Here is a 24,132-nt window from a genome sequence, read left to right on the forward strand (position 1 = left end):
AACCCGCCGCGAGCCGCTCGCAAACCCTCGCCAAACGGCAAGAATTTATATAGTCTGATCGACCACAAAGCGTCGCAAACCGCCCATACGCAAATGACCGCGCAAATTTTAGCTCGCAGTCGCATAAAATTTATAGCTAAGTCGGGCGTGCGATTGCCCGACTTAGCACGTATTGCTTAGCCTAGCACCTATTTAGCCTGAGCCGCGCGCGAATTTAGTTTAGCCCGAAAAGCGTATTTTTGCCGTCCTGATAGGACAAAATATACATCGCGCCGTCTTTGAAAAAGATGCTTCTAGCGTTGCTTATCTCGCTCGGATAGGAGAGAGTTTTGACGATCTGCTCGCTCTTTGGATCGATGAGCGCGATGACGTTGTGGTTTTTGCTAAGCGCGTAGAGCAAGCCGTCGTGATAGCTCATCGACGTGACGTAGAGATCGCCTAGGCTCTTGTCCTGCTTGAGCGCGGCTTTTGGGCTAAACTCGCCCGAGAGCGTGCGATCGCTCAGCAAAATTTTAGAGATGACGAACTTTTTCGCATCCTTGTTGTTCGGCACGGTGGCTAGGTAGCAGTATGTCCCGTCGGTAGCGATGCTTGCGACGTGGTGAAATTTCGCCCTGACCGTATCGATCCTGCTGCGTCCGAGCCCTTTACCCTGCCCTTCAAATTTATCGTTACCGCGCACGAAATCGGCGTATTGAAGCGCTTCGTCCGCGCCGCCGTTTTTCGCAAATCTCAAAAGCGTCTTGTTAGAGCCCATGAGCATGTATTTATCGCCCATGAACGGGATCACGCCGATGATCGGATCGATCGTCGCCGAAAAATACGGATCGATCTCAAAATCGCTCGTAACTTTAAAATTTTCGTCCATGAAAAACACTTCCCACTTCGAGCTTGCGACGAATTCTCCGTTTATGAAATCAAGCGAGTTGATAGGCTTGGCAAAGCTTATATCGTTCTTTGAGGCGATGCTTAGATTTTCATCGACCGCCAAAGGAGCGTTGGTCGGATCGTTGTCAAATTTCACGCCCAACTTCTCGCTAGCAGGCGCAAAGGCATAATCCGGCGCCGCGACCTCTCTTTTGCCGCGAAACGAGATGTTTTTCCAGTGGTTTTTATAGCCGCTATCGTCCCAGATGATATATTTTGGATCAAGCGTGAAGCGCACCGGATCGCCCTGCCCGTAATACGGCGGAAGGCCCGTGCTGACGAAAGCTTGAAAGAGGTTCGAAGCGATTATGAGCGTGCAGACGACAAAGGCTGCGGAGGTGAGCTTGCCGAACCTTCTGATCGTCTCGCCCTCCATCTCCTCTTCAAGCGCGCTAAACTTAGGCGCGAAAAAGAATATTGCCCCGAGCATCACTACGACCGCCCAGAACACTATTTCCGCCCAAAAATAGGTATGGATACCGAAAACCGCCAATCCAAAGCCTTGATCTAAATCCCTGTGCGCGTGTATGCCGTAGTGCGCGAAAGACTGCCATAGCCCAAATCCCGCCATCAAAAGCAGCATGGCTAGGTATCTGGCCTTTAGCCCGTATCTGACGATAAAAAGAGCCGTGACGCCGATAAAGATCATACCCTCGCGCTGTCCCCAGCACAGCGTGCACGGACTGTCCTTGAGCACGTAGCCGAAAAAGAGATTTGCTATCCCCACCGGCAGAAGGATGATCAAAAATCCCGCCAAGCACATCAATGCGTAGAAAAATTTTGCCTTTTTGATTTCGTTCATACCGCGCCCCTTATAGATTTATCGTCGTTAGCAGGGCGCCTGATTTGTGCCCTATGTATAAATACGCCATAAATAGCCACGAGACTACGACTAAACCGAAAGCGAGCTTTTCTTTTTGCGGTTTTGCTATGATAATAATCATAGCTATCAGGACCAACAAAAGCTGCAAAAATTCCATCTTTTCTCCTTGTTTTGATTTGTTTTGGAATGACAATTTTATCCAACCAAAACTTAAATTTAATCATTGTATTTTACACGGCGCGCAGAGGCGGCGGGCAAGGCGACGCAGCGATAAAATAAAGCGGCGCCCGTAATGAAAGCGGATAGCGCGGTTCGCAGTAAAATTACGATAGCGGCATCAGCTAAGGGGTACGACGACAAAAAAGCGGAGCGACGAGCGAACGGGCGACGCAGCAGAAGGCGGCGCGATAGCAAGAAAGACGATGGGCGGGCGCACAGACGGTACGATAGCGAGAATAAGCGGCGCGGCGACGGGCGAAGCGGTGCGATGATGACAAAGGCAGTGCGGCGGCGAACGAAGCGGCGCGGGGCTATAAATTTTATCGTCCGCATAAGTTGCACTCGCATTTAGTCGCGCTCAAATCAGGTTTTAAGCTTAAATTTATTAATGATCCTGCCTAGCTTGCTTGCATTTTACGCCCGCATATCCGCCCTCGCAGTATTTGCGCGCTAAGCTTCGCATCGTTTTCGGCGTCCACGTCCGCCCACTTGAAAGCAAAATTCTAAAAATATTTTCGTTTTTGCAAAAACACGCGCGCTGTACCTGCATAAAGCCCTCTGCCCGCCGAATTTACCTCTGCGCCGCGATCTGGCGGTATCGCTGCGGCATCATCCGCGGCGATAGCGAGATTTAAAAGCGTCTCGCCGCTAGCGTCTTTTTGATCGGGCGAAGCGATTTCGGCGCTAAATTTGCCGCTTTTCTGAAGCTTTTCATAAACTCGCTTGGGCGGATTTTCGCAGTCCGCATCCCGTAGCTGCACCAAATAAGCGCCGAATTCAAAGCCTTCGAATTTCGGCTCATACGCGTCGCTTCGTGAAATTTGAAGAATTTTATACTCGCTTGGGCGCAGCGCCCCCGGTAGGCTTCGTAGCGAAAATATATCGCCCAAATCCCCGTCGCGACGCCGGTTATCTCGCACTCTTGCGGCCTTGTGCCTCGTATGAATAGTCGGCGTATTAAATACGAAGCGATCCTGCGCGCCAAATTTGCTCACGTTCCATTTGAGCGTACCTCTGATCTTGAAGGGATCGCCGCGGCACCGCCGGCCGTCGTAATAAATTTTTAAATCCGCCGATCTCTCCTTTCGCGCAAACGGGCCGCACCGAGCTTGCACTCACTCAACCGCCAGCTGTAAGAGCGCAAGTAAAATTTAATCCGCAAAGGCGCTTTTTTATGCGTCAAATTTGCGCAGCCGTAAATTTAAATCTAAAAGCGAATTAGAATTTTAAAATTTCATCGCAGCACGGTGCCGGCGGAGGCTCGCTCGCGCTACCTGCCGCTTAGATACTCCTGCAGCGTTTTAACTTCAAGCGCAGAATCGTCTTTTATCGAGCAGATTGAGCGCGTAGCGGCGATCGCCGCCTTCATCGTCGTAAAATACGGCAGCCTAAAGCGCAGCACGCTCTGGCGGATCTTTGCGGCATCGGTGGAGCTTGATTTACTATCGCTAGTGTTGATGACGAGCGAAATTTCGCCGTTTTTGAGCTTATCCTCGATATTTGGGCGGCCTTCGCTGATTTTATAGACAAACTCGCACTCCACGCCGTTTTCGCCCAGTAGCTTGTGAGTGCCGCTCGTAGCCGCGATACCGAAGCCCGCGCTAGTAAATGCGCGCGCAAGCTCTACGGCTCGCAGCTTGTCGTGATCGGCTAGCGACAAAAATACCTTGCCGCCGCTTGGAATTGCGTTGCTTGCGCCGATTTGCGATTTAGCAAAGCTTTTGGCGAAGCTCTCGCCGATGCCCATCACCTCGCCGGTACTTTTCATCTCGGGTCCTAGGATCAGATCCGCGCCCGTAAGCTTATTGAAAGGAAAGACGCTCTCTTTGACGCAGATATGATTTTTAATACGCGGTTTTAAAATTCCCTTCTCTTCGACCAATACGCCGAACTCGTCGTAAAATTTCAAAGCCTCGCGCAGACCCCCTTGCCACATTACGCGAGTAGCGACCTTAGCCATCGGAATTCCCGTCGCCTTGCTTACAAACGGCACAGTGCGGCTCGCGCGCGGATTTACCTCGATGATGTAAAGCTCATTTTCAAAAATCGCGAATTGAATATTCATAAGCCCCACGACGCCGAGATTTAGCGCGATCTCTTTGGTTTGGCGACTTACCAGATCGATCATCTCCGCGCTTAGGCTAAGCGGCGGCAAGATACTCGCGCTATCGCCGCTGTGGATGCCCGCCTCTTCGATATGCTCCATTATCGCGCCGATATACACGTCGCGTCCGTCGCAGATCGCATCGACGTCAAGCTCGGTCGCGTCAAGTAAAAATTTATCTATCAGCACGGGCGAGCGGTGGCTCACGCTCACGGCTTCGCTCATATACAGTCTAAGTTCGGCTTCGCTATGCACGCGCCGCATCGCGCGACCGCCGAGCACGTAGCTAGGGCGTACGAGCACCGGATAGCCGATCGCAGCGGCCTTTTCGATCGCCTCGGCTTCGCTTACGGCGGTATCGTTTTTGGGCTGCTTGACACCGATACTTGCGATGAACTCGCTAAATTTTTTACGATCCTCCGCTACGTCTATCGTGCGCGCGCTCGTGCCGATAATCTTGGCTCCCACGGTGCTTAGGCGTTTGGCGAGCTTTAACGGCGTTTGACCACCGAAATGCACGATCACGCCGTCGGGGCTTTCAGCCTCAATGACCGCTCTAACGTGCTCAAAATCGATCGGCTCAAAGTATAAAATATCGCTCGTGTCGTAGTCGGTGCTGACGGTTTCGGGGTTGCAGTTATACATTATCGTGGTGATCCCCATATCGCGTAGCGCGTAGCTAGCGTGCACGCAGCAGTAGTCAAACTCGATGCCCTGTCCGATGCGGTTCGGACCGCCGCCGATGATGAGGACTTTTTTATTATCTTTTGAAATTTTACGGCTTGCGATGGCGGGCGTTATGTTGGTGCTGGAGTACAGATACGGAGTAAGCGCCGCAAACTCGCCCGCACAGGTATCTACTTCGTTGTATTCAAGGCCGATACCTTGCCTGGCGCAGGCAAAATGGATGTCGTTTTGCGTAAGACCCAAACTATCTTTTTTGTTGATCAAATTTGCGATCATCTTATCGCTAAAGCCCCAGCTCTTGGCCTGCCTTAAAAGCGCCGCGTCGTTGATAATCTCCATATCGATGCGCTCTTCAAATTTTACGATCTGCTCGATCTGGCTCAAAAACCAGCGGTCGATCTTGCTAAGCTCGTAAATTTCATCCACGCTCATGCCCGCTCTAAAGCCCTGAGCGATATATAAAATTCTATCTTGCTGCGCGTTACGAAGCCCGAAGATGAGATCCTTCTCGCTTAAATTTAGCTCTACAAATCCGAAGTAGCCCTTCTCTAGCGAGCACAGCGCCTTTTGGATGCTCTCTTTAAAGCTGCGCCCGATCGCCATCACCTCGCCGATGCTTTTCATCGCAGTGCCGAGATAGGGGTTTGCGCCTGGGAATTTTTCAAACGCAAAGCGAGGAATTTTAGTCACGATATAATCGATCACGGGCTCAAAGCTCGCAGGCGTGCCGGTGATGTCGTTTTTGATCTCGTCCAGGCTAAAGCCCACCGCTAGCATCGTAGCGACCTTGGCGATCGGATAGCCCGTAGCTTTGGATGCAAGAGCCGAACTGCGGCTTACGCGCGGGTTCATCTCGATGACGATCATCCGCCCCGTTTGCGGATTTACCGCAAACTGCACGTTTGAGCCGCCCGTATCCACGCCGATCTCGCGCAAAATTTTAAAACTCGCGTCACGCATCGCCTGATACTCTTTATCGGTGAGCGTTAGAGCGGGCGCAACCGTGATGGAATCTCCCGTATGCACCCCCATCGGGTCGAAATTTTCGATCGAGCAGACGATGATGCAGTTGTCCTTATGATCGCGGATAACCTCCATTTCGAACTCTTTCCATCCAAGCAGGCTCTCTTCGATCAAAATTTCATTTATCGGGCTTATATCTAGCCCGTTTTGCGCGACCTCTTTAAACTCGTCGATATTATACGCCACGCCGCTGCCTGCGCCGCCTAGGGTGTAGCTGGCGCGGATAATGAGCGGAAAGCCGATCTCATTTGCAGCAGCCATCGCCTCTTCGATATTGTAGGCGTATTTGGATTTGGGCAGATCCATTCCGATCTTAATCATCGCCTCTTTAAATTTTACCCTATCCTCGCCTTTTTTTATCGCTTCAGGATTTGCGCCTAGAAATTTCACCTCCGCTAGCTCGCCGCTTTCGTAAGCCTCCATCGCGACGTTTAGCGCGACCTGTCCGCCCATCGTAGGCAGGATCGCATCGACGCCCTCGCGCTTTATGATACGCAAAATGCTTTCTTTGGTGATCGGCTCGATATAGGTAGCGTCGGCAAAATCGGGATCGGTCATAATGGTAGCGGGGTTTGAGTTTATTAGCACTACGCGGTATCCGAGGCTCTTTAGCGTCTTAGCAGCCTGCGTGCCGCTGTAATCGAACTCGCACGCCTGGCCGATTACGATCGGACCGCTGCCGATCAGTAAAATCGTCTTAATATCATCTCTTTTGGGCATCAATTTTCCTTTGTAACGACATACAAAAACGCCGGCATACTCGGATTTACGTATGGCTCTAGCACGGCGCTTTTGTATAGCTTCCCGTTTTGAATTTCTTTAACCTTTCCTACTGGTACACCGGCAAAGAAAATTTCATCTTTCCCGCTCGTAAAGACCTCATCGCCTACCTTAGGATCAAGCCATTGTGGGATGTATCTAACTACGAGCTCGTTATTTTCGCCGCCTGCGACGCCAGGAATTTGAGTATCTCCTATGAAAACGGAGAAGTTGCTCTTTTCGTCGCGCTGTAAGATTGCAAGCGGGCGCCCGTCTTTATTTACTAAAATCCCTGCGGTTTTACCCTCGCTGATGAGGCCGTAAATTTTGTTTGGGTTAAAATTTTCAAAATTTACGAAGAATTTGTTGTAGTCATTTAGATTCGCGTAACTCAACGCCTTTACTAGCTGGACTTTGGGCTCATAAATGGAGCTATTTTTATCGATCAAAATTTTATTTAGCTCGCCCGCGAACGTACTAAGCAGCATCGCCGATTTTTTCAGCTCGGCGTTTTCTTCTCGTAGAGCTTTGATCGTCTCTGCCTGGTTAAAATGCTCGTTCACAGCGCTTTTTACCCGATCGCTCACACCGTAATAAACCTCTAAAATTCCTCCTGCAAATCCGATAAATTTGCCGTGGATATACGAGCCGAACGTTAGCGAAACGGCTACCAGCAAAACCGCGACGAGGAGGAGTTTGAGATTAGTCATTTGCCGCTTGTTTTAGCGATTTGATCTCTTCTAAGGCTTTTCCCGTGCCGTTTGCGACGCACAGCAGTGGCTCGTCCGCGACGAAAACCGGAAGCTTTACGGTGTCGCTTAGATATTTATCTAATCCGCGAATTAGCGCACCGCCGCCCGTTAGTACGACGCCGTTTTCGACAATGTCGGCGGCGACTTCGGGTTGTATGCTTTCTAGCACAAATTTCAGCGCGTCTGCAATCTCTCTGATCGAGTCTTTGATCGCCTCTCTAACGTCCTCGCTCGTAAGATCGACTGAGCTTAAAAGCCCGCTGATCTGGTCTTTTCCTTTGACCGTGTAGGTAAGATCTTTTTGCTGCTGTACCGCCGTGCCGATCTTGATCTTAATCTCCTCAGCCGCGCGCTCGGATATGAGCAGGCTATATTTTTCTTTGACGTAATTAACGATGCTTGCGTCGATCTTATCGCCCGCGACTCGGACGGATTTGGCACTGATGATACCGCCTAAAGAGATAACGCCGATCTCGGTGGTGCCGCCACCGATATCTACGACCAGTGAGCCGCGCGCTTCATTTACCGGAAGCCCCGCACCGATCGCCGCAGCCATCGGCTCTTCGATTAGATAAACCTCGCGCGCACCCGCTATCATCGCGCTTTCGCGCACGGCTTTGCGCTCGACCTGAGTTAGCCCGTAAGGAACCGAGATGATAATGCGCGGGCTTACGAAAAAGCGGCGCTTGTGGGTTTTTTCGATAAAATATCTAATCATCTTCTCCGTCATATCAAAATCCGCGATAACGCCGTCCTTCATCGGGCGCACCGCCTCGATATCGCCAGGAGTGCGTCCTAGCATCTCTTTAGCCTCGGCGCCCACGGCGATGATCCTTTGCTTGCCGTAGCGCTCGTTTTGTACCGCGACGACGCTCGGTTCGTTGATGATGATGCCTTTATCTTTTAGCAGCACAAGCGTGTTTGCCGTGCCTAAATCGATGCCCATATCCCTAGAAAATAATCCTAGAATCGAATCAAGTAACATTTATCCCCTTTATGCAGTTAAATTTTGTTTTACAAGTATCGGCTTGGATACGCCATCTACGACCTCTTTTGAGATGATGACGTCATAGCCCTTAAGCTCAGGCAGATCAAACATAATATCGATCATGATCTCCTCGATTATGCTGCGAAGCCCGCGCGCACCGGTTTTGCGCTTGATAGCAAGGCTCGCGACCTCTCTTAGCGCGTCGTCGTCAAATTTTAAATTCGCGCCGTCTATCGCAAAGAGCTTTTGATATTGTTTTAAGATCGCGTTTTTCGGCTCGGTTAAAATTCTAACCATAGCCTTTTCGTCGATCTCATTTAGCGTAGCCACTACGTGCAATCGCCCGATGAGCTCAGGAATTATGCCGTAATGCACCAAATCGTCGGCCTCGACCATATTTAGTAAATTTAAGCTTTCTTTCTTGCTGCGCTTGGTTTGGTTAAATCCTAGCACGTTCTGCCCGATGCGGCGGTTGATGATCTCGTTTAGCCCGTCGAATGCGCCGCCGCAGACGAATAGGATATTAGTAGTATCGATCTGGATGAAGTCCTGATTTGGATGCTTGCGGCCGCCCTTTGGAGGAATATTTACGACGCTTCCTTCGATGATCTTAAGTAGCGCTTGCTGTACCCCTTCGCCGCTTACGTCGCGCGTGATGCTGCGGTTTTCGCTCATTCGCGCGATCTTATCGATCTCGTCTACGAATACGATACCGCGCTGCGCCTTCTCTACGTCGCCATCCGCGGCTTGTAAAAGGCGGGTGAGGATGTTTTCTACGTCCTCGCCGACGTAGCCCGCTTCCGTTAGGCTCGTAGCGTCGCTAATGGCGATCGGCACGTCCAAAAATTTCGCCAAGGTCTGCGCCATAAGCGTCTTACCGCTACCGGTAGGCCCGATAAGCAAGATATTTGATTTTGAAATTTCGGTATCGTCGCCCTTCGCGTCGGTCTGTCTAAAAATTCTTTTATAGTGGTTGTAAACGCCGACGCTAAAAATTTTCTTAGCGCGCTCCTGACCGATGACGTAGCGATTTAGCACTTCCATCAGTGCCTTTGGCTTGATAGCCTCGAAATCGATCTCTTTATTTTGATTTTGTATCGCCTCATTTTGGCCCTCGCTGCCGTGGATAGCGGCATATGCCATATCGATACAATAGCTGCAGATAGCCGCCGTACCGTCGTCGTTAGGATAGATACGACGCCCGTCTGCGCCCGTCTCACCGCAAAAACTGCACTTATTTGCCATTAAATTTTACCTTTATCTAGCGGAATTCCGCGTTTTGTGTTGATTATAAACTCGCACATCTTGCGCACGTTTTGATCGCTCGTTTCGTTTAATAAAATTTGCGCCTGCTCCTTTAAGCCCCCGCCTTGGTTGAATAAAAATTTATACGCTCGATTTATCGTCTCGACCGTCTCTTTATCGAAGCGGCGGCGGATACCCGTTAAATTTAACCCGCGGATATAGGCGCGATTCCCCTCGGCTAGGCAAAACGGCACCACGTCCTGACTAAGCGCGCTAGCCCCTGCAATCATGCAGCTCTCGCCGATCTGAACGAATTGATGCACGGGGGTAAGTCCGCCGATAACGGCATAATCGCCCATTACGACGTGACCTGCAAGCGTGGCGTTGTTTGCCAAGATGATATTGTCTCCCAGCACGCAATCGTGCGCGATGTGGCAATACGCCATCATAAAGAGGTTATCGCCGATACGCGTAAATCCGTCGCCCTTATGCGAGCCCGAGCTGATTGTGCAAAACTCGTGAATCGTAGCGTTTTTGCCGATGATTAGCCCCGTTCGCTCGCCCTCTTCAAAGCTCATATCCTGCGGAATTTCGCCCACGATCGCGTATGAAAAAATTTTAGAGCCCTCGCCGATTTGCGTATCGCCGATGATACGCGCACCCTGCTTGATCGTGCAGCCGTCGCCAATTTTGGCCTGTGCGCTTACGAAAGCATACGGCTCGATCGTTACTTCGGCTCCGATCTGGGCGCCATCCTCGATGATCGCCGTGTGGTGAACTTTAGCCATCATTTATCCATTATCATCGCTTGAAGTTCAGCCTGCGCGGCCAGTGTGGCGCCGTCGTTGATGTAGGCTTCGCCCTTTAGCACCCAGATGCGTCCGCGGTGTTTGATTACGCTGATGCGATACTCAAGCTTGTCGCCGGGGCGGACCGGGCTTCTAAATTTAGCATTATCAATGCTCATAAAATACACGACCTTGTCGCTTAGATCGACGCCCTCTTTCTCCATGCTCTTAAACGCCAACACGCCGCCTGCCTGCGCTAAGCCCTCGATAATCATTACGCCAGGATAGATCGGGTGGCCTGGGAAGTGACCCTGAAAGATCTGCTCGTTATAGGTTACGTTTTTATAGGCTTTGATACTTTCGCCTATGCTGAGCTCTTCGACGCGATCTATCAGCAAAAACGGAAAACGATGAGGTAGGATGGAGAGAATTTCGTTTATGTCTATCATTATCTGCCTTTATTTAAAAATCTTGCAATTTTATCAAATTCTTACTAAAATTTCCCTAACGTCTAAAAATATGCGCGAGAGCCCGTAAATTTGAACTTTGGCGGCTCTTATCTCGTCCGTGACGATGATCGGCGAGAGCGAGCCCGCAGCGCACATGGCGGCGCGAACTTTATTTTGGCGCGCAAGACTCGGCGGGTTTTTTAGCATCTCAGATACGCTTTTGAAATTTGATCTTGAAATTTCGTTAAATTTCGCCAGGCTTAAAATTTTAATCTCGCCCTTGTCGCTGCAAAAAATTTCGCACTCGCGCTCTATGCTAAGCTTTACGTTTTCGCGCGTAAAATGCGAGCCAAATAGCACAAACGAGGGCACGACCTCGCCGTCAAATTTAATCCATGCGCGTAACAAGCGGTAGTTTAAAAACCGATCGCGCAGCACGCTAAATTTAACCCCTTTTCTTTCGAGCAAGCAAAGCTTTTTGTAAAATTTCAATTTCTCCTCTACCGAAGCGGGCAGGATTTGCCTATCGATCGGCGACATTAGCTCATAAATTTCGGCGTCGCAGGCTAAATTTCGCCTCAAATCCGCCGTCAAACTTCCGCCGAAATCCCGCTCGGTCTTTCGCTGATCATTCCGCTGTGCCGCGAGCGCATAGATGCAGCCGCAGTAGTTTTGATGATAGAGCGCGTCTTTTTTCGCGAGCGCAAACTGCTCGTTCGTACCGCCGTTTTTGCGAAAATCGGGCGCGATAAATTCTAGCCCGTGGCGCTCGCAAATGCGCTGCAGCGAGCTGCAAAGCTGAGAGTGCGATTTTTTGGGGCTCATTAGAAGCGTCGTGGTGATTTTGCGCTCGCCTAGGCTTAGCGCGAGCTCGGCCGTTTTTTGCATGCGAAAATCAAAGCAAAACTCGCAGCGCGCACCTTTTTCGGGCTCGTTTTCAAGCCCGTGCGCGCCCTGTAGCCAGCCTTGAAAATCATACTCGCCCGAGATAAATTTAATCCCTAAATTCTCGCAAACCCGCTTTGAGTCGTGCATTCTAAGAACGTATTCGCCGTAAGGATGTATGTTTGGATCGTAGAAATAGCCTATTAACGGCTCTTGCGCGAGCTCTTTTAAGCGGCGTAAAAAATAATCGCAATCGACCGAGCAGCAGATGTGAACCAGCAAATTTTAACCCTTTGCACGAAATTTTTGGATATAATTTTACGCTATCAAAATTAATGAGCGGAAAAATGAAAAATTTTTTTATAAAACACTGGCGTAAGTTTGCCTTCGGCGTAAGTGGATTTGCGCTGTTTTACGTGCTTGCGGGCTTTTTCGGCGTGCCGCTTTTTATCGAAAAGGCGCTGCCTAAAATTTTAGAGGGCAGAGCAAGCTTTAGCGTACAAGATGCTAAATTTAACCCCTTTACCTACGAGCTAAACGTCACAAAGCCGGAGCTTAGCACCTTTAAGCCGCTGTTTAGCGCCGATGAGATAAATTTAAAAATCGGTTTTTCAAAGCTTTTTAAAAAGACTCTCGCGGTAGAAATTTTGCACCTAAAATCGCCTAAATTCCACGTCGAGCGCGAGCAAAACGGCACCTTCAATTTCGAGCCGCTAATCTCGGAGCAAAAGAGCGAAAGCAAGGATGAAAACTCCAGCTTCAACGTCACGCTGAATAATTTTAAGATCGAGCGCGGCTCTCTGGGCTACGTCGATAACTCCCTAAAAAAGCCGTTTTCGCTCATCTCGACCGAGCTAAATTATGAGATCAACGGGCTAAGCTTAAAGGACGAAACGATCGGCGAGCACGACCTAAGCGCCGTTTCGCGCACATACGACTCGCTGAGTTTCGATGGAGCGATCGATCTGGCGCCTCTGCGCTTGCACGGCAAAATAGATCTTAAACGGCTGAAAATCGATCCGTTTTGGCTATCATACCTCGATCCTAGCGGCGTGCGGCTTAAGAACGGCTTTCTTTCCGCCACGCTGAATTACCGATTGAGTCTTGATGAAAATATAAAATTTGCGCTTGAAAACTCAAAACTTGAGCTTGAGAGCTTAGAAATTTTGCAAGATCAAAGCTTAATTTCTCTTGGCTCGCTAAAAATCCCGAGCTTTAGCCTAAATACGGACGTTTCGAATGAAATTTTAGGCGCAGTAGCGATCCCGCAGGTGCTACTTTCGGACGCAAAATACGATATGAACGAAACTAAAATTTCCACGGGCTTTGAGGGAGCGCAGGTTGCGGATTTTGCGCTGGATTTTAATAAAACGGGCACGAACTTGCGGCTAAACTCCGCCGTAAAAAGCGTAGATCTAAACCGCTCAAGCTTTGCAAACCCGCTAATTTCGGTCGTTTCAAACGACACTAAAATCACGGAAAATTTCTTAAAATTTAACGCCGAAGGTAACGATACAGCCCTTCATACGGGCTTTGGCGCCTTTAATATCGCGGATACGCAGATTACGCTAGCGCACAGCGATAAAATTTCACTCGCCGCAACCGAGCTGGGCGCATTTAGCTACGACAAGAAGGGTGCGCAAAACGGCGTAAGCCTAGGGTTTGCTAAAATTTCAAACTCTAAAATCGCAAACAAAAACGGAATTTTTAGCGGATTTGAAAGCTTCGGCGTGCAAGGGGTGAATTTTAACGTCGCGGATCTCGATCTGGGCGTGGATAAAATTTTGCTAAACGCGCCGTTTTTCAACTCGGAGGTGGGCGTTAGCGGAGCAAAAAGCATAAACGATCTGGCGATTTTAAGCGCGATTTCTAAAAATTCTGCGAGCTCCAAAAAAACGGCGAGCTCTAGCGCCGTAAGCCAAGCGGACGCAAATTATACGGCAAGCGGCGCAAATTTAAATTCTAAAAAGACTTCCAAAAGCCCCGCTTTAAAATTTAAGATCGGCGAGGCCTCCGTAACCGGCGCAAAGGCTAAGATCGGCGAGAGCTTTATCGTTAAAAACAACGTGCACGAGATCAAGGATTTCAGCGCCACGCTAAGCGGGCTAAGCTCGAATTTCGCCGAGCCTTTCGGTATCAAAGCAAGCCTTATCACGGGCGAGATCACCGCTAACGCGGACGGCAAGGCTAGTATCGCGCCGCTTAACGTGGGCGCGAACTTTAGCTTAAAGGCGCCGAACTTGAGCGTTTTTAACAAATATATGGCAGAATTTATCGCAGGCTCCATCGCGGGCGAGCTCGCTACGCAAGGGCAGCTGAAGCTTTCAAACACATTCTCGCTCGAAGCAAAGCTATCGGGCAAGGGCTTGGCGTTAAGCTCGGGCAGGGATAAAATTTTCTCCCTTGCGTCGCTGAATGTCGCGCAAATCGCGCTGAGCCCAAACTCTCTCGCATTAAATAAGATCGCTCTTGGCTCACCTGCGGCAAATATCTCGCTAAATAAAGACAGGCGTTTAAATTTAACTTCGCTAATAAAGCCCGCCTCGCAGGCAAAGCAGGCCGTAAAGCCCGCCGAAGCGGCACCTGGCAGATCCGCAAAAAGCAAGGCAAACTTTGCCTGGAGCGTAAAAAATATCTCGCTTAGCGGCGGAAGTTTAAATTTCACTGATGAGAGTCTAGCAACACCCTTTAAACTGCGCATCAGCGATATGAAAGCAAGCATCAGCGAGATCAGCCCGAAGCGAGCGGCGGATATCAAGCTTAGCTCGCTCGTAAGCGGAAGCGGGTTAGCGAGCATCACGGCGCGCGCCTATCCGCTGGACTTTAAACGCAAAAGCGACATAAACGTCGTTTTAAAGGAGATTCCGCTTGTGCCCGCATCGCCCTATACCGCCAAATATATCGGCAATGAAATCGCGGGCGGCAAGTTAAATTTAAAACTTGCCTACAAAATCGACGATGGCAAGCTAAACGCAAGCAATGATCTAAATTTAGACCGCTTCGAGCTCGGCAAAGAGGTGCAGAGCAAGGATGCGCTGAGCCTTCCGATCGGTCTAGTGGTATCGATTCTAAAGGACAGCGACGATCAGATCGATATTAGCCTGCCTCTAAGCGGCACGCTGAGCGATCCGAAATTTAGCTACGGCGCGCTGGTTTGGGGTGCGGTCAAAAAGCTGCTCTCGGATATCGTGTTAAGTCCGTTTAGATTTATGGGAAAGATCGCGGGCGTAGATACGAAAAAGCTCGAAAGTATCGATTTTGAGGCGGCGAGCAGTGAAATTTTAATCAGTGAAAACTCTAAAATCGATGATTTGGCCAAGGTCGCAAAAGCCAAGCCCGAACTTAAGATCATTCTAAACTCCGCATATAACGAAAAGTTCGATACTCACGAGTTTAAAAGGCGATCTCTGCAAAACACTCTCACGCTGATGTCCAATAAACAAGGCCTCTCCACGGATGAAGCCATAGCGGCGCTTAAGATCAAATACGGCATCAAATCCGGCGGCGATGAGGCGATGGAGGAGCTGATAGGGGCGCAGAAATTTACCCGCTCCCGTCTTGATGAGCTAGCCCTTGCCAGGGCGGCCGCCGTGCAAGCGGCACTCGTGCAGCGCGGCGTAAGCGCCTCTCGCATAGAGATCAAAAAACCAAGCGAAGCGGTGCTTAAACAAAACAGCTTCATCCCGCTAAACCTGGGTCTTGAAAAATAGCGTAAGCAAAATTTGGCTATACTAAGCGGACTAAATTTAAAGGAACGGCGATGATAAATATAGGAATTCACGGCGGAAGCGGCAGAATGGGCACGATGATCTACGAATGCCTGAAAAATTTCGATCAGGCGCGAGCAAGCATGATCTACACGGTCGCACCGCTTGATTATACGCCGAGCTGCGCCGTAACGAGCAGCTACGACGAGCTTTTTAGCGGCTGCGACGTCGTGATAGACTTCACGATCCGAGACGGCGCGATAAGCTTAATGAAATTTGCGCTTTCGCATCCAAAGCCGCTTTGCATCGGCACGACGGCTCTGGGCGAGGAGGGCGAGCGGCTACTGCGCGAATGCGGCGCAAAGATGCCCGTGTTGCACGCTACGAATATGAGCCTGGGCGTCGCGGTGCTAAACAAGCTCGTAGCGCTTGCTAGCAGGATCCTACGCGATTTTGACTGCGAAATTTTAGAGATGCACCACCGCCACAAAAAAGACGCCCCAAGCGGCACGGCGATGAGCCTTGCGGAAAGCGCCGCAAGTGCGCGCGAGCTAAGCTTAAAGGACGTGCGCATAAGCGGTCGCGACGGGCTCATCGGCGAGCGCGGCAAGGACGAGATCGCCGTGATGTCGCTGCGCGGCGGCGATATAGTCGGGCGCCACACCGTGGGGTTTTACGGCGAGGGCGAGTTCGTCGAGCTAAATCATACAGCGACTTCGCGCGCGACCTTTGCCAGAGGCGCGATAAAGGCAGCGGTATGGCTAGCGCCCCAAAATAGCGGGCTTTACGGCATCGACGACTGCTTAGGAATCTAGGCTTTGCGGCTAAATTTAAGAGGAAAAAATGCCAACCAAAGATGAAATTTTAAATTTTCTGCGCGAGCCCAAGCCCGAGCTTGAAATCTTTGGAATTTACAAAGTCGGGCTATTCGGCAGCTACGCCAAAGGCGGAGCGAATATCGCCGAGAGGTTTAAAATTTCAGCCGATCTATTTGATGAGGCGCCGGCAAAATGCCGGACGGCAAGCCGTCAATGATAAAACAAAATATAGATAAATTTCTAAAAAATAAAATTTAAGAGGTTAGAAAATGTGCGCAATCGTGGGAGTCATAAATTCCGAAGGTGCGGCTAAGACCGCGTATTACGGGCTTTTTGCCATGCAGCACCGCGGCCAGGAGGCAAGCGGTATCAGCTCGAGCTTCAACCATCACATCAAAACGATCAAAGCCACAGGGCTAGTGACGGAGGTTTTTAGCTCCGCGAGTTTTGAAATTTTAAAGGGCAACATCGCGATCGGTCACAACCGCTACGGCACCGCGGGTGCAGATAGTCTAAAGGACGCACAGCCCGTTGCGGGCAACTACGCTCTTGGGGAGATCTCTATCGTTCATAACGGAAATTTGATCAATAAAGACGAAATTCGCCGCAAGCTCGTAAGCGAGGGCGCGATTTTTCAGTCCGGCATGGACACCGAAAATATCCTGCACCTCATCGCACGCAGCAAGCAGGAGCATCTAAAAGATCGCATCATCGAGGCGCTGCAGCAGTGCGTGGGCGCGTATTCGCTTCTGATTTTAAGCCGTTCGAAGATGTTTGCCGTGCGCGATCGCTACGGCGTGCGTCCGCTCAGCATCGGCAGGCTAAAAGACGGCGGCTACATCGTCGCGAGCGAGACCTGCGCGTTTGATCTCGTAGGAGCCGAGTTCGTCCGCGACGTGAAACCCGGCGAGATGGTGATCTTCGAAGAGGGCAAGGATGAGTTTAGCTCGCTTGAAATTTTAAAAGCCGCGGAAGCTAGAATTTGCGCGTTTGAATACATCTACTTCGCGCGCCCAGACAGCGTCGTAGAGGGCAAAAACGTATACGAGGTCAGAAAAAAGCTGGGCGCTGCGCTCGCGCGAAAATGCGGGAGTTTAAAAGCCGATTTCGTCGTGCCCGTGCCCGATAGCGGCGTACCGGCGGCGCTTGGTTTTGCGCAAGAGAGCAAAATCCCTTTTGAGATGGCGATCGTGCGCAACCACTACATCGGCCGCACCTTCATCGAGCCGACGCAAGAGGTGCGAAATTTAAAGGTCAAACTCAAGCTAAATCCGATCGGCGCGGCACTGCACGGCAAGAGCGTCGCGGTGATCGATGACAGCATCGTACGCGGCACCACGAGCAAAAAGATCGTCGAGCTTCTGCGCCACGCGGGCGCGGCGCGCGTGCATATGTGTATCGCAAGCCCGGAGCTAAAGTATCCCGAGCGCTACGGCATCGACACGCCGAGCGTGCGCGAACTGATCGCTGCAAATATGAGCACGGATGAAATTTGTAAATTTATAGGCGCCGATAGCCTCACATTCCTTAGCGTACCGGAGCTCGTAGAAGCGCTTGGGGGCGAGCGCAAATACTCGCTCGTAAGCTTCGACGGCGATTATTTCATCAAAGATTAGCGAATTTAAAGGAGCAAACTATGACAAAATTTAAGATTAAGCGCGTCTATGAGAGCGCAGAGGAAGAGGATGGATTTCGCGTGCTTTGCGACAGGCTTTGGCCGCGCGGCATAAAAAAAGATGCGCTGGAGCTTGATATGTGGGCAAAAGACATAACGCCTAGCACCGAAATACGCAAGCTTTTCGCGCATAAGCCTGAGAATTTCGCCCATTTTAAGGAGCTTTACCTAGCCGAACTTGAGCAAAATCCCGCCGTAGCGGAGTTTTTAAAAGCGGTTAAAAACGAGCCGGTCGTCACGCTGCTATATGCCGCAAAGGACGAGCACTGCAACCACGCGATGATTCTGCGTGATTTTCTGCAAAGCAAGGTGCGCTAAAATTTTGCGCTCAAAGCGCACTGCTCGCCATATTTTAAAGCAAATGTAAAATCGCCTCGCTCGCCAAAATCCACTCGTAAAAACCGATGTACAAGGCGCAAAATTCAGCGAACAGGCGTGAGCGGAGCGCTCTTAAAGCCTTACTAGGCGTAATTTGAGATAAATTTTCTATCCGGATGTACACTTCGCAGATGCGCAAAACAAACGCTAAATTTTGCGTCAGAGCTCTAAAAAAACGCAAAATTTCAAGGAAAATGACTCGATTTAATATGCAAATTTAGAATTTCATCTATTTTTTAACGCTATTTTTCATAATGCAAGCTAGGAATTTAAAAAGTGAGCTTAATATAAATTCGCAACAAATTAAATTAATTTCTTACATGCAGCATTTTTAAATTTCATTTAAGGATTTGCCGCTAACATTGCTCGTAATTTTTTACAAGGAGAAACAATGGCAATAAGTGCTAGAAATCAGCTTCACGTCGTAATCAGCGACGTAAAAATAGGTGCGGTAAATTCGCTAATCACAGCTAAAACCAGAGGCGGCGACGTGCTAAAAGCGACCGTTACGGTCGATTCTGAAAAAACTTTGGATTTAAAAGCAGGCAAAGAGGCGGTATTTTTATTCAAAGCCCCAAATGTCATCATTTCAAAGGGAGAAAATGATCTTCGCCTAAGTGCTGCAAATCAACTAAAAGGCAAAATCACCGCCGTTAAAGAGGGCGCAATCAATGCTGAAATCGATGTCAGAACCGCAGGCGGTGAGAATCTAAGCGCGATCGTCACAAACGGCTCCGTTAAAAATTTGGCGCTAGCAGTCGGCGACGAAGTAACCGCGATCGTCAAAGCTACTCAAATCATCGTCGGTGTAAAATAATCCTGCATTGTGCGAACCGATGTGCACGCTTTAAACATCACAAAATCAAGGAGCGAAATTTTATAAATTCTGCTCCTTCTTCAAAAACCTTTTTTGATAAATCAAATTTCGTAGCAGCTCAAATCGCGCTATAAGCGCTCTTTTCTCTCATGCGCGCAGATACACCCCGCGCGGCGACATCCAGCCCCAATCACACCAAGAGCGGTCTTACCCTATTTTACCGCAGTGCGCATTTTGCGCAGGATTTGCATCCATTCATCGCGCAAGCCCCACTAGCACGAGATATCTATGAAACGCGGGCTCCTCTTCACTCTGCCCGCTCGCTTATAGCAATGCGCTTTCATATTTTACGCGCTTGCTGCGGCGCTACTTTGCTCGGTAATGACCGATCACCACACTTTTACAGCGGCAGGCTCGGCATATCTTTTCGCGGCGGCGGTACGATGTTTTACAAAATACTACGCGATGCGGTAAATTTTAAAATTTAAACTCTCCAAGCGCGACAGAGACCGCTTCGCAAAACCCACATCCGATCCAAAAAGATCACGACACGCACTTCACCCCCTACTTTGCCGCTTGCTGCGAAATTTAACCACTCTTGCGCAAATAGGACACGATGAGTTTTACGCCGATGACTGCGAGCCGAACGCCATTCGTGCCTCCATAGATGACAACATTAGCTAGCCGATGCGCGCGTTTAAATACGCTTATACCTTGTAAGCAATCAACACTGGCTACAACGAGTGCATACACGTATTAGTTAGTCGCAACAGTCCATAGCGTGTTTTGATTCACTTTAAGCTTTTGTCGATCGGCTCGTTAAAAGGCGTAGATTCCGCGAATAAAATCACTCTTGTAAAATTTCAGCTCATCGCCGCGGGTAACGGGCATTTGCTTTGCTAAATTTGATACTCGCCGGGACTTAGTTCGCCTCGTAAAAGTTTGCCGAAGCGTGCGGCCGCGGTCTCTACGGCATCGTCGCCAAACTCGCCCGGCTCAAATCCGCCGCTGATAAACGGCACGGCAAAATCCATCCCGCAGTAGTTTGCCGCGATCTTAAGCGGAGTTAAAATTTCATCCATGCTATAGCCTATCGCGCCCTGTTTAGAGTACTCGCTAAGCGGTGTACTGGCGCTTAGCGCGAGCTGTAGGACCTTGCCCTTAAGCGCGCTGGAGCCCACCAGCTCGTGCGAAAAGACGATGTCGATATAGGCTTTTAGCATAGGCGGCACGTTTAGCCAGTACAGCGGGTACAAAAATACGATGCGATCTGCGCCGCGTAGCGCGTCTTGCTCTGCGCGGGCGTCGATGCGCGTAGTATCGGTGCCGTAAAGTCCCTCCAAATGGCGTACCTCTACGCCAGCAGCGCTCTTTACGACCTGCGATAGAGCTTTGTTCACGCGCGAGGCGGCGAAATTAGGATGCGATAAGATCACGAGCGTTTTCATGTTATTTCCTTTGTTAAAATTTGCAGAATCATATCGTTAAAAAGCTAAAAGTAGATTAAGAGGGGTTGTAAAAATGAAGAGTTATTTTTTCTTGTGAGGAACCTGGATTTGCGTGGCACGATAGATACGAAGCGCTCTCGTACCATACTGCCTCAAGGCATGTGCAACAAAATGTTTTTACGCGTGCCGCAAAGCAAGCCCCTAGCCCGCTCTTGTCTAAAACGATCTCGCTTGCGATCCACCCAATCGCGTGCAGCTGCGGCGCGGGACGAAATTTCATCCAAGCAAGGATAAATTTATGAAAAAAGATTAAAATTTAGCCGCGATTTGGGCTACGAGCCCGAAAATTTCAAAAAAGGAAACGATATGCAGAGAAAAACACAGATCGAAGACGAGTTCAGCGCAGAGGATCGCGAGCGCAAAATCACGCTGCAAGCGGGAGACGCGGCGCCCGCTTTTGCGCTGCAAAACTCCGACGGAGCGAGCGTCGCGCTAAAGGACTTTGCGGGAAAAAAGGTCGCGCTGTATTTTTACCCCAAGGATAACACCCCCGGCTGCACGACCGAAGCGTGCGAATTTAGCGCCGCATACGATGATTTTATCGCCGAGGGCTGCGTGATCGTCGGCATCAGCCCCGACAGCGCCAAATCTCACGCGGGCTTCATCGCCAAGCAAAGCCTAAAGCACATCCTGCTGAGCGATCCGCAGCACGAGGTAGCCAAGCTATACGGAGCGTGGCAAGTACGCAAAAACTACGGGCGCGAGTATCTGGGCATCGTGCGCTCGACTTTTCTGATCGGCGCGGACGGCAAAATTTTAAAGGTCTATAAAAGCGTCAAGGCAAAGGATCACGCCGCAAAAGTGCTCGCGGATCTGCTAGCTGCGGGGAAATAAAGCGCTAGGCGGTGTTTTGAAGCGGGGCTCCGGCGCATTTGGGCGCTAAGCTTTAATATGAAATTTATGCGCTGAAATTTGCTATGGAATTTCGGCGTCAAATTTAGGCGCCGAAATTCCAGCATTAAAATTTAGTCTTGAAATTTTGCCCTAGAATTCCGTCGCCCATTTGAAAATGAAATTTCAAAGCGGAGCTATAACTGCGATTCTAGCGGCAAATTTTATCGCCCCAAAATAAAATTTTAAAGGAAAAATATGAAAAACTTAATCATTCTAGCTCATCCGGACATTAAAAATTCGCTCATAAACAAACGGTTTTTGAAAGAGGCTGCCGCGCAAAGCTTCGCCGTGCGCGACCTAGCGCGCGAGTATCCTAGCGGCGAGATAGACGGCGAGCGCGAGCGCGCGATAATCAAAGCCCACGACGCGCTGGTGCTGCAATTTCCGCTGCATAATTTCTCCTCGCCCGCGATTTTAAAAAGCTGGATGGATGCGACGATGACGTATGGATTTGCCTACGGGCGCGCGAACGAGGGCATTCGCGGGCGCGCCGTGGCGCTGGCGGTGAGCGCAGGCATCAAGCGCGCCGACTACGCGCCTAGCGGGCGGTATCATTTCACGATGGAGCAGATTTTAGCGCCGTTTGAGCTGGCATTTCGCTACTATTTTCATGCCGACTGGCGCGGATTTTTCGCGTTTTACGGCGCCGAGGAGACGCCCGGCGTGGATTACCAAAGCAGCGCCGAACAGATAGAAAAAGGCGCGGCGGAGTACGCGGAATTTTTAAGAAATTTAGGCGCAAAGAGCGGCGCGGGTAAAGAATTTTAAGTTAAAAGTAAACTCGATTTTGGGGCTAAATTTTAAAATTTAAGCCTCGTTTCGAGCTTGAACTGCGCCCTTGAAATAAAGAAAGTCGCGATAAAATTTTACACGAAGCGTTAAATTTAGCCCGCGCGGTTTATAGATAATTCAGCATGCAGGCCGACTGCTTCCGTAAATTTTAATTTAAAGAAATTCCGTGCCGTTTTAAGCGCTCTTACGACGCTGTGTCGCCCCGAAAAATAGATCTCACTTGCGCTAAAAACGTCCGCTCTGCCTGCCGCGAGAATAAAATTCTACCGGTCGATACGGCGTGTCTGCTAGCCATCTAAATCGTCGAAATATAAAATTTGCCGCAGCTTGTCGTGCAGGCTGCAAAAATGCGCAGTCGCACCGTCTGCGAGTAGCATTAAAGACGCGACAATAAGCGGGCCGTAAAGCACGGGGCGCGGCAAAATTTTACAACGCGCCTTTTTGAGCTCGTCAAGCCGCTTGCTCAGCAGAGTAAAGCAAAATTTCATAGCCGCGCGGAATTCCGCTTAGTAAAGCAAAACTCCGCCTTACTAAACAAAATTCCGCCCGCTAAATAAAATTCCGCCGAGCAAAGTAAAATTTCGCGGTGGAATGAACGAGCCAAATTTAAAATCAAATCTGCGCGCGGAGCAGAAAGCGCCCTAGCTAAGCTCGCGCCCCTCCTCTGTCGCTAACGTTATGATCTGCTTAACCACTTCGCTCGCCGCTTTTAAAGAGCCTACAGGCAGATACTCGTAGATCGAGTGGAAATTATGCCCGCCGGTAAAGAGGTTCGGGCACGGCAGCCCCTTTGCGGAGATGACGGCGCCGTCGTAGCCGCCTCGCATAGGCTTGATATTAGGCTCGATATTTAGGCTTTTAAAAGCTTGCTTCGCAAATCGAATTGCCGGCGCCTCGTCGTTTTTCAAAAAGTTATAGACGTTTTTATAACGGTCGTTTAGCGAAATTTCGATCCGATCGCCCCAGATCGCGCGAAGCCCGTCCGCAGTTTTTTGCAAAAATTCCATGCGCTGCGCGTATCTTTTCTCGTCAAATTCCCTCACGTCGATCTTTAGGACGGTCTTTGCGCTGTTACCGCTAAGCTCCTTGACCCAAAAATAGCCCTCCTTGCCCTCTGTGTATTCGGGCGTCTCGCCCGCGGGCAGCAGTGAGATAAACTTATGCGCCAAAAGCAAGGAATTTATGAGCTTGCCCTTGGCGTTCATCGGATGAGCGGACTCGCCTTTGAAGGTAACGACGCAATCGCCCGCATTCCAATTCTCGTAGATAAACTCGCCGATGCCGCAGCAATCAAGGCAGTAGCCGAAATCCGCGCCTACCTCGCTTACGTCCAGCGCCTTTGCCCCTAGCAAGCCCTGCTCCTCATCCGGCACGAAGCAAGCGGTTATTTCGCCGTGTTTGATCTGCGGATTTTGGACGAAAAATTCTAGCGCATTTACGATTGCGGCGATCGCCGCTTTATCGTCGGCGCCTAGCAAGCTGGTGCCGTCCGTTACGATGATCTCATCTCCTTTATAATCTTGCAGCTCCTCATTTTCGCTCTCTTTAAGATAGATCCCAAGCTCTTTATTCAGGCATATATCGCCACCTTCGTATCTTACGATCTGCGCTTTGGTGTCGCCGCTCTGTTCAGCGCTGGTATCGAGGTGAGCGAAAAACGCTATGCTCGCAGCGGGCGCGTCTAAATTTGAGGGAATTTTAGCGATTAAAATCGACTTTTCGCTAAGGCTGATATTTTTTATGCCCAGAGCTTCGAGCTCGACTTTTATGAGACCTGCAAGCTCGAGCTCCTTGGGATTTGAGGGCATTATGCCCGCTGCACCCGCGACCCTATTCGTGGTAGTGTTGATCTTGGTGTAGTTTAAAAATCTCTGCACGATATCCACAAATAAGC

23 protein-coding genes are annotated in these 24,132 nt (G+C 50.0%); 10 read left to right on the forward strand and 13 right to left on the reverse strand.

Features of this window, described 5'->3' with window-relative positions; translation table 11 throughout:
- On the forward strand, positions 1 to 180 hold a 180-nt coding region (locus tag Q0393_RS09655; protein ID WP_298979802.1), incomplete at its 5' end, for a hypothetical protein.
- A 34-nt stretch (positions 181 to 214) separates the two neighbouring features.
- Here the strand turns inward: Q0393_RS09655 and Q0393_RS09660 are convergent.
- The 10 genes from Q0393_RS09660 to Q0393_RS09705 all read right to left on the reverse strand — a co-directional run bounded on the left by Q0393_RS09660 (position 215) and on the right by Q0393_RS09705 (position 11,931).
- Positions 215 to 1,729, reverse strand: a complete 1,515-nt coding sequence (locus tag Q0393_RS09660; RefSeq protein WP_298979803.1) for a disulfide bond formation protein B — start codon at positions 1,727 to 1,729, stop codon at positions 215 to 217.
- A gap of 10 nt (positions 1,730 to 1,739) precedes the next feature.
- Positions 1,740 to 1,907 (reverse strand): dihydroneopterin aldolase, encoded by a 168-nt coding sequence (locus tag Q0393_RS09665; RefSeq protein WP_291938471.1) that lies wholly within the window; start codon positions 1,905 to 1,907, stop codon positions 1,740 to 1,742.
- Between the two features lie 565 nt (positions 1,908 to 2,472).
- Positions 2,473 to 2,889: a hypothetical protein gene (locus Q0393_RS09670; RefSeq protein ID WP_298979805.1), complete on the reverse strand. Its 417-nt coding sequence runs from the start codon at positions 2,887 to 2,889 to the stop codon at positions 2,473 to 2,475.
- Between the two features lie 350 nt (positions 2,890 to 3,239).
- Positions 3,240 to 6,503 (reverse strand): carbamoyl-phosphate synthase large subunit, encoded by a 3,264-nt coding sequence (gene carB, locus Q0393_RS09675; RefSeq protein ID WP_298979807.1) that lies wholly within the window; start codon positions 6,501 to 6,503, stop codon positions 3,240 to 3,242.
- Positions 6,503 to 7,252, reverse strand: a complete 750-nt coding sequence (gene mreC / locus Q0393_RS09680) for a rod shape-determining protein MreC (RefSeq protein WP_298979808.1) — start codon at positions 7,250 to 7,252, stop codon at positions 6,503 to 6,505. Before mreC ends, carB begins: the two co-directional genes overlap by 1 nt.
- Positions 7,245 to 8,279 (reverse strand): rod shape-determining protein, encoded by a 1,035-nt coding sequence (locus tag Q0393_RS09685; protein WP_005869818.1) that lies wholly within the window; start codon positions 8,277 to 8,279, stop codon positions 7,245 to 7,247. The genes mreC and Q0393_RS09685 overlap by 8 nt, the downstream gene beginning before the upstream one ends.
- Positions 8,280 to 8,288: 9 nt before the next feature.
- Positions 8,289 to 9,527, reverse strand: a complete 1,239-nt coding sequence (gene clpX, locus Q0393_RS09690) for an ATP-dependent protease ATP-binding subunit ClpX (RefSeq protein WP_177386944.1) — start codon at positions 9,525 to 9,527, stop codon at positions 8,289 to 8,291.
- Positions 9,527 to 10,315, reverse strand: a complete 789-nt coding sequence (gene lpxA / locus Q0393_RS09695) for an acyl-ACP--UDP-N-acetylglucosamine O-acyltransferase (RefSeq protein ID WP_298979811.1) — start codon at positions 10,313 to 10,315, stop codon at positions 9,527 to 9,529. The genes clpX and lpxA overlap by 1 nt, the downstream gene beginning before the upstream one ends.
- A complete protein-coding gene (fabZ, locus tag Q0393_RS09700; RefSeq protein ID WP_297920846.1) occupies positions 10,315 to 10,764 on the reverse strand; it encodes a 3-hydroxyacyl-ACP dehydratase FabZ in 450 nt (149 codons plus the stop codon). The genes lpxA and fabZ overlap by 1 nt, the downstream gene beginning before the upstream one ends.
- Before the next feature lie 33 nt (positions 10,765 to 10,797).
- Complete coding sequence (locus tag Q0393_RS09705; RefSeq protein WP_298979813.1) at positions 10,798 to 11,931, reverse strand: epoxyqueuosine reductase QueH; 1,134 nt, start codon at positions 11,929 to 11,931, stop codon at positions 10,798 to 10,800.
- Between the two features lie 65 nt (positions 11,932 to 11,996).
- Here Q0393_RS09705 and Q0393_RS09710 point away from each other — a divergent pair, with 65 nt between their 5' ends.
- From Q0393_RS09710 to Q0393_RS09735, 6 genes are all read left to right on the forward strand, one after another.
- Entirely contained in the window at positions 11,997 to 15,359 is a 3,363-nt protein-coding gene (locus Q0393_RS09710) for a DUF748 domain-containing protein (protein ID WP_298979815.1), read from the forward strand.
- A 50-nt stretch (positions 15,360 to 15,409) separates the two neighbouring features.
- Entirely contained in the window at positions 15,410 to 16,171 is a 762-nt protein-coding gene (dapB, locus tag Q0393_RS09715) for a 4-hydroxy-tetrahydrodipicolinate reductase (RefSeq protein WP_298979818.1), read from the forward strand.
- Between the two features lie 28 nt (positions 16,172 to 16,199).
- Positions 16,200 to 16,391, forward strand: coding sequence for a nucleotidyltransferase domain-containing protein (locus tag Q0393_RS09720; protein WP_297880245.1), 192 nt, complete (start codon positions 16,200 to 16,202; stop codon positions 16,389 to 16,391).
- Positions 16,392 to 16,443: 52 nt separating this feature from the next.
- Positions 16,444 to 17,790: an amidophosphoribosyltransferase gene (gene purF / locus Q0393_RS09725; RefSeq protein ID WP_298979820.1), complete on the forward strand. Its 1,347-nt coding sequence runs from the start codon at positions 16,444 to 16,446 to the stop codon at positions 17,788 to 17,790.
- Positions 17,791 to 17,810: 20 nt separating this feature from the next.
- On the forward strand, positions 17,811 to 18,167 hold the full coding sequence (locus Q0393_RS09730) for a DUF488 domain-containing protein (RefSeq protein WP_298979822.1): 357 nt from the start codon (positions 17,811 to 17,813) through the stop codon (positions 18,165 to 18,167).
- Positions 18,168 to 18,618: 451 nt separating this feature from the next.
- The gene (locus tag Q0393_RS09735; protein ID WP_297960941.1) at positions 18,619 to 19,044 is read left to right on the forward strand and encodes a TOBE domain-containing protein; all 426 of its coding nucleotides are present in this window, start codon (positions 18,619 to 18,621) and stop codon (positions 19,042 to 19,044) included.
- Between the two features lie 899 nt (positions 19,045 to 19,943).
- Here Q0393_RS09735 and Q0393_RS09740 read toward each other — a convergent pair.
- Positions 19,944 to 20,492: an NAD(P)H-dependent oxidoreductase gene (locus Q0393_RS09740; protein WP_298979824.1), complete on the reverse strand. Its 549-nt coding sequence runs from the start codon at positions 20,490 to 20,492 to the stop codon at positions 19,944 to 19,946.
- A gap of 161 nt (positions 20,493 to 20,653) precedes the next feature.
- Here Q0393_RS09740 and Q0393_RS09745 point away from each other — a divergent pair, with 161 nt between their 5' ends.
- The 3 genes from Q0393_RS09745 to Q0393_RS09755 all read left to right on the forward strand — a co-directional run bounded on the left by Q0393_RS09745 (position 20,654) and on the right by Q0393_RS09755 (position 22,214).
- Positions 20,654 to 20,794 carry a hypothetical protein gene (locus Q0393_RS09745; RefSeq protein ID WP_298979826.1) on the forward strand — a complete coding sequence of 47 codons (141 nt, stop codon included), beginning with the start codon at positions 20,654 to 20,656 and terminating at the stop codon, positions 20,792 to 20,794.
- Between the two features lie 64 nt (positions 20,795 to 20,858).
- Positions 20,859 to 21,386 carry a thioredoxin-dependent thiol peroxidase gene (bcp, locus tag Q0393_RS09750; RefSeq protein WP_298979828.1) on the forward strand — a complete coding sequence of 176 codons (528 nt, stop codon included), beginning with the start codon at positions 20,859 to 20,861 and terminating at the stop codon, positions 21,384 to 21,386.
- 255 nt (positions 21,387 to 21,641) lie between these two features.
- Positions 21,642 to 22,214, forward strand: coding sequence for an NAD(P)H-dependent oxidoreductase (locus Q0393_RS09755; protein WP_298979830.1), 573 nt, complete (start codon positions 21,642 to 21,644; stop codon positions 22,212 to 22,214).
- Between the two features lie 311 nt (positions 22,215 to 22,525).
- Here the strand turns inward: Q0393_RS09755 and Q0393_RS09760 are convergent, their stop codons facing one another.
- Positions 22,526 to 22,726: a hypothetical protein gene (locus Q0393_RS09760; RefSeq protein WP_298979831.1), complete on the reverse strand. Its 201-nt coding sequence runs from the start codon at positions 22,724 to 22,726 to the stop codon at positions 22,526 to 22,528.
- Between the two features lie 153 nt (positions 22,727 to 22,879).
- A complete protein-coding gene (gene pepT / locus Q0393_RS09765) occupies positions 22,880 to 24,124 on the reverse strand; it encodes a peptidase T (RefSeq protein WP_298979832.1) in 1,245 nt (414 codons plus the stop codon).
- Positions 24,125 to 24,132: the final 8 nt, after the last annotated feature.

The organism is uncultured Campylobacter sp. (genome assembly GCF_938015785.1).
In the GTDB taxonomy this organism is placed as follows: Bacteria; Campylobacterota; Campylobacteria; order Campylobacterales; family Campylobacteraceae; genus Campylobacter_B.

Excerpts from the sequence above, each read along its gene's own strand:
- Q0393_RS09760 (WP_298979831.1), bottom strand. The coding sequence starts at position 22,726 with ATGAAATTTTGCTTTACTCTGCTGAGCAAGCGGCTTGACGAGCTCAAA.
- Q0393_RS09730 (WP_298979822.1), top strand. The coding sequence starts at position 17,811 with ATGACAAAATTTAAGATTAAGCGCGTCTATGAGAGCGCAGAGGAAGAG.
- Q0393_RS09665 (WP_291938471.1), bottom strand. The coding sequence starts at position 1,907 with ATGGAATTTTTGCAGCTTTTGTTGGTCCTGATAGCTATGATTATTATC.
- dapB (WP_298979818.1), top strand. The coding sequence starts at position 15,410 with ATGATAAATATAGGAATTCACGGCGGAAGCGGCAGAATGGGCACGATG.
- bcp (WP_298979828.1), top strand. The coding sequence starts at position 20,859 with ATGCAGAGAAAAACACAGATCGAAGACGAGTTCAGCGCAGAGGATCGC.
- Q0393_RS09720 (WP_297880245.1), top strand. The coding sequence starts at position 16,200 with ATGCCAACCAAAGATGAAATTTTAAATTTTCTGCGCGAGCCCAAGCCC.
- carB (WP_298979807.1), bottom strand. The coding sequence starts at position 6,503 with ATGCCCAAAAGAGATGATATTAAGACGATTTTACTGATCGGCAGCGGT.
- Q0393_RS09710 (WP_298979815.1), top strand. The coding sequence starts at position 11,997 with ATGAAAAATTTTTTTATAAAACACTGGCGTAAGTTTGCCTTCGGCGTA.
- Q0393_RS09755 (WP_298979830.1), top strand. The coding sequence starts at position 21,642 with ATGAAAAACTTAATCATTCTAGCTCATCCGGACATTAAAAATTCGCTC.
- lpxA (WP_298979811.1), bottom strand. The coding sequence starts at position 10,315 with ATGGCTAAAGTTCACCACACGGCGATCATCGAGGATGGCGCCCAGATC.
- mreC (WP_298979808.1), bottom strand. The coding sequence starts at position 7,252 with ATGACTAATCTCAAACTCCTCCTCGTCGCGGTTTTGCTGGTAGCCGTT.
- Q0393_RS09735 (WP_297960941.1), top strand. The coding sequence starts at position 18,619 with ATGGCAATAAGTGCTAGAAATCAGCTTCACGTCGTAATCAGCGACGTA.
- Q0393_RS09740 (WP_298979824.1), bottom strand. The coding sequence starts at position 20,492 with ATGAAAACGCTCGTGATCTTATCGCATCCTAATTTCGCCGCCTCGCGC.
- clpX (WP_177386944.1), bottom strand. The coding sequence starts at position 9,527 with ATGGCAAATAAGTGCAGTTTTTGCGGTGAGACGGGCGCAGACGGGCGT.
- fabZ (WP_297920846.1), bottom strand. The coding sequence starts at position 10,764 with ATGATAGACATAAACGAAATTCTCTCCATCCTACCTCATCGTTTTCCG.
- Q0393_RS09660 (WP_298979803.1), bottom strand. The coding sequence starts at position 1,729 with ATGAACGAAATCAAAAAGGCAAAATTTTTCTACGCATTGATGTGCTTG.
- Q0393_RS09685 (WP_005869818.1), bottom strand. The coding sequence starts at position 8,279 with ATGTTACTTGATTCGATTCTAGGATTATTTTCTAGGGATATGGGCATC.
- purF (WP_298979820.1), top strand. The coding sequence starts at position 16,444 with ATGTGCGCAATCGTGGGAGTCATAAATTCCGAAGGTGCGGCTAAGACC.